Source organism: Psychrobacter sp. CX18 (genome assembly GCF_057396215.1).
Genome location: NZ_JBXYJH010000034.1, coordinates 1 through 2904, shown reverse-complemented (window position 1 = coordinate 2904; position 2904 = coordinate 1). Strand labels below are relative to the sequence as shown.

The window sequence follows — 2904 nt, the reverse complement described above, 5'->3', positions numbered from 1 at the left end:
TAACACTCGACCGACATAACTCATCATATAACTTTGAAATGCGAATGGCTCATTAATATCTCCTCTTATGGCTAGGCGATAAATAGGCTCAAATGCTTCTAAGACTGGTTTAATCATTCTTGTATTAAATTCAATTGATTTTTTAATATCCTCTTCTGTCCATTCTGGACGATGTATTGCAACAACTCTTTCAATTTTCTCTCTCGATTTCCAATTAATAAGAGCTTGCTTAAATTCAATCGCTGCTTGTTTGATTTCTTCTTTGTCCATTTTAAATTGCGTCATTTTACTTTACCTTTATGATGGTAACTTCATTCCTGCTTCTAAGATAGACGCTTTAAGCCAACCTTGCCCGTCAATCCAGAACGGATGCTCTTCGGTCGTGTTAAAGTCAACTTATATAAACAAAAAAGCTACGATAGGGTTTGTAACGTAGCTTCTGAATATAGTTAAACTAAAACAAGGTACTTGTGAGTGATTAGCTAAAGATTTTCTCTAAAAACTTATCTTTATTCACACTTCCATCAGAATTTAAACAACTTTTATCAACAAAAATATAGTTCATCCAATTTATATCTGGTGATAACCTATTAATTTCGTTTACAACCTCAACTTCGCTAATTTTAGAGAACTCCCTACTAAGAAGAAGGCTGACAAGTTTTATAATACGTTCTTTTACTTTAAACTCATTGGAATTTTTATAGTCAAAAACTTTCTCAAAAAACTTATCATATTTTATTGAACCATCAACATTGACATAGTCTTCACTCCAAAATATATAATCACTCCATTTAGGGTCTGGTAGTAATTGATTCAACTCTTGTACAATCTCATCTTCTCTTTTCTCAGAGGCTACGTTGCTTAGTAGTTCTTCAAGTAAAAGATACAATCTTTTTCTTATATCGTTTTCCATGATTATCCTTATCTATTCCCTGTTTTATTAACATGATTAGCTGGTGTTCTAATGACTATATTATCAAGGTTATAAACTGCTCCACCATCTCTTATTTCTATATGATGATCTAGCTCGTATCTTATATTTTTTCCATTATGTTGTGCAGGTATTGCGATTGGAGCTTTTCCTGCTTTCATTTTTGTAAGGTTACTATTACTAAAGTTCTTAGCTACTGCAGGATCATTTGCCATCTCTTTCCAGAATGCACTTCTAAATTGATCAAAATTGTTAAAACTTCTACCAGACAATCTATCGGCAACTTGTTTAGGTACTTTAGCCGAGTTTCTACCATTAAATAAGCTTTGCCCAACTTTGAGCTCTGTTAACGTATTAGAAGAAAATGCTTTACCAGGGCCATTTCTAATTTGTGCAGCTGTTCTAGGTGGTGCTAAGGGTTTTGATTTTCTTACAGATAAAATAGCTTCAGAAAAATTTCTTTGACCTTTAGCAATTAATTTATTAACAGTATTATAGTCAAATGTGAATACTTCACCACTCCTAATAACTTGATAAAATTTTCTACCGCCTTTACTAATAACTTTTACACTTCTACCTACTGCAACACTTGCAGAAGATGCTTTTCCTCCTGATGCTCCATCAAGGGTGTATAAGAAAATATCTTCATAGACATATTCTAAGAATTTATTAAATTGTTTATTCCTTTTTGCCCATTCTTGTGGATTCTCACGTGCCCATTCTAATTGATGGGGGGCATGCAACCAAATACTGGATCGCATTGATAATACGGCTGATCCTCAAACACATCCCCAGCCTCCTGCTGAGTCTCTAACCGCTCCTTATTTTCAGCCAGCATCTCCTGTTGCTCTTGAGCGGTATTGGCATTATTAATAGCAGTCGTGTCAATACTGCCCTTAGCCTCAGCGATATCATCACTATTCGCCCATTTACCCACGTCATAAGCTATCTCACCTAAATTGCCCATTGTCGAGGCGGACGCTTCGCCTTGTCCATTGGTATGTGCTATCTCTTCGTTTAATACATTAATCGTGCTTGGTGCATTCAGTATTGGCTCTACCTGACCATTGGCAACTGTGACGCTATCGCTTCTATCAAGTGCACCCCTATCTAGATAAATATCTTGTTGTGTGGTTTCATTGGCTGAGCCTAATACTATCGTTCCAAGTTCGCCACCTCGAGACTCGGTTAAATCAGGGGTGACATAGACATTTGCATTTTGTGCATCAGTACCAGAGGCTATCTCACTTGCTAGTTGGTTATAAGTATCTTGTACAACAACATCATTGGTAATATCCCCTGTTACAATAAGCTCTTCCGTTGCAACTAAAGTGGCAGTGTCATCACTCATACCTGTTCGATTGTTATTACCGATTTGGGTAATGTTATCTTTAACTTTATCTAAGGTTGATTTGTTGAGACTGTCAGGGTTTTTATTGCCGTCATCGGTTATAGCAGCAATGATAGCCGGGGCTTTTAGAGCGTCACTGACGGTAATCGCTGTAATTTTCTTAGCATTCTTCCCAAGCTCCTTCTGCTCATCGATAATCTCATCTCGACCCGCCTTGGTAAACACTCTCGCATCAATATTGGCATCGACATCAAGCCCTGCGGTTTGCTGATCTTTGATGATAATTTCGGTATTGAGCGCATCACGGTTGACACCCGCTAGGCTATCTTTGCCAGTTATCGAATCACTGGTGACGATGACACCTTCGCCTACGGTCGCCAGCGTTTTACTTTCAAACTCATTGGCATTATTGGCAACTTGTATGCCAAGGTTGTTAATGCTTTGATCTTGTTTCCCTGTACCTACGCCGATACTTCCGCCTAGGTTACGCTGCTCATTGGTAGCAGTGTTGGTGATATCTTGGGTCGTTAAGGTCTCGGTGGTGAAGTTAAGTGTGCCATTGCTTTGGTTGCCATCGCTATCAGTTTGAATATTGGCGATGATACCGCCTATGTTGGTGGTA

General features: G+C 38.0%; 3 protein-coding genes and 1 pseudogene. All 4 read right to left on the bottom strand.

The genetic code is table 11. The features are described from left to right. Positions 1-285, bottom strand: a pseudogene (locus tag AC2SLT_RS13045) (hypothetical protein); the annotation flags it as partial. Positions 286-478: 193 nt separating this feature from the next. Further along, the gene (locus AC2SLT_RS13040; RefSeq protein ID WP_486548082.1) at positions 479-913 is read right to left on the bottom strand and encodes a hypothetical protein; all 435 of its coding nucleotides are present in this window, start codon (positions 911-913) and stop codon (positions 479-481) included. A gap of 8 nt (positions 914-921) precedes the next feature. Beyond that, positions 922-1692, bottom strand: coding sequence for a hypothetical protein (locus AC2SLT_RS13035; RefSeq protein WP_486548081.1), 771 nt, complete (start codon positions 1690-1692; stop codon positions 922-924). Continuing rightward, the coding region (locus tag AC2SLT_RS13030) for a hypothetical protein (RefSeq protein ID WP_486548080.1) at positions 1653-2904 on the bottom strand (1252 nt) is incomplete at its 5' end. The genes AC2SLT_RS13035 and AC2SLT_RS13030, both read right to left, overlap by 40 nt.

What these genes read in the sequence shown, in the direction of transcription:
- AC2SLT_RS13040 (WP_486548082.1), bottom strand. Translation starts at nt 913, where the DNA reads ATGGAAAACGATATAAGAAAAAGATTGTATCTTTTACTTGAAGAACTA.
- AC2SLT_RS13035 (WP_486548081.1), bottom strand. Translation starts at nt 1,692, where the DNA reads ATGCGATCCAGTATTTGGTTGCATGCCCCCCATCAATTAGAATGGGCA.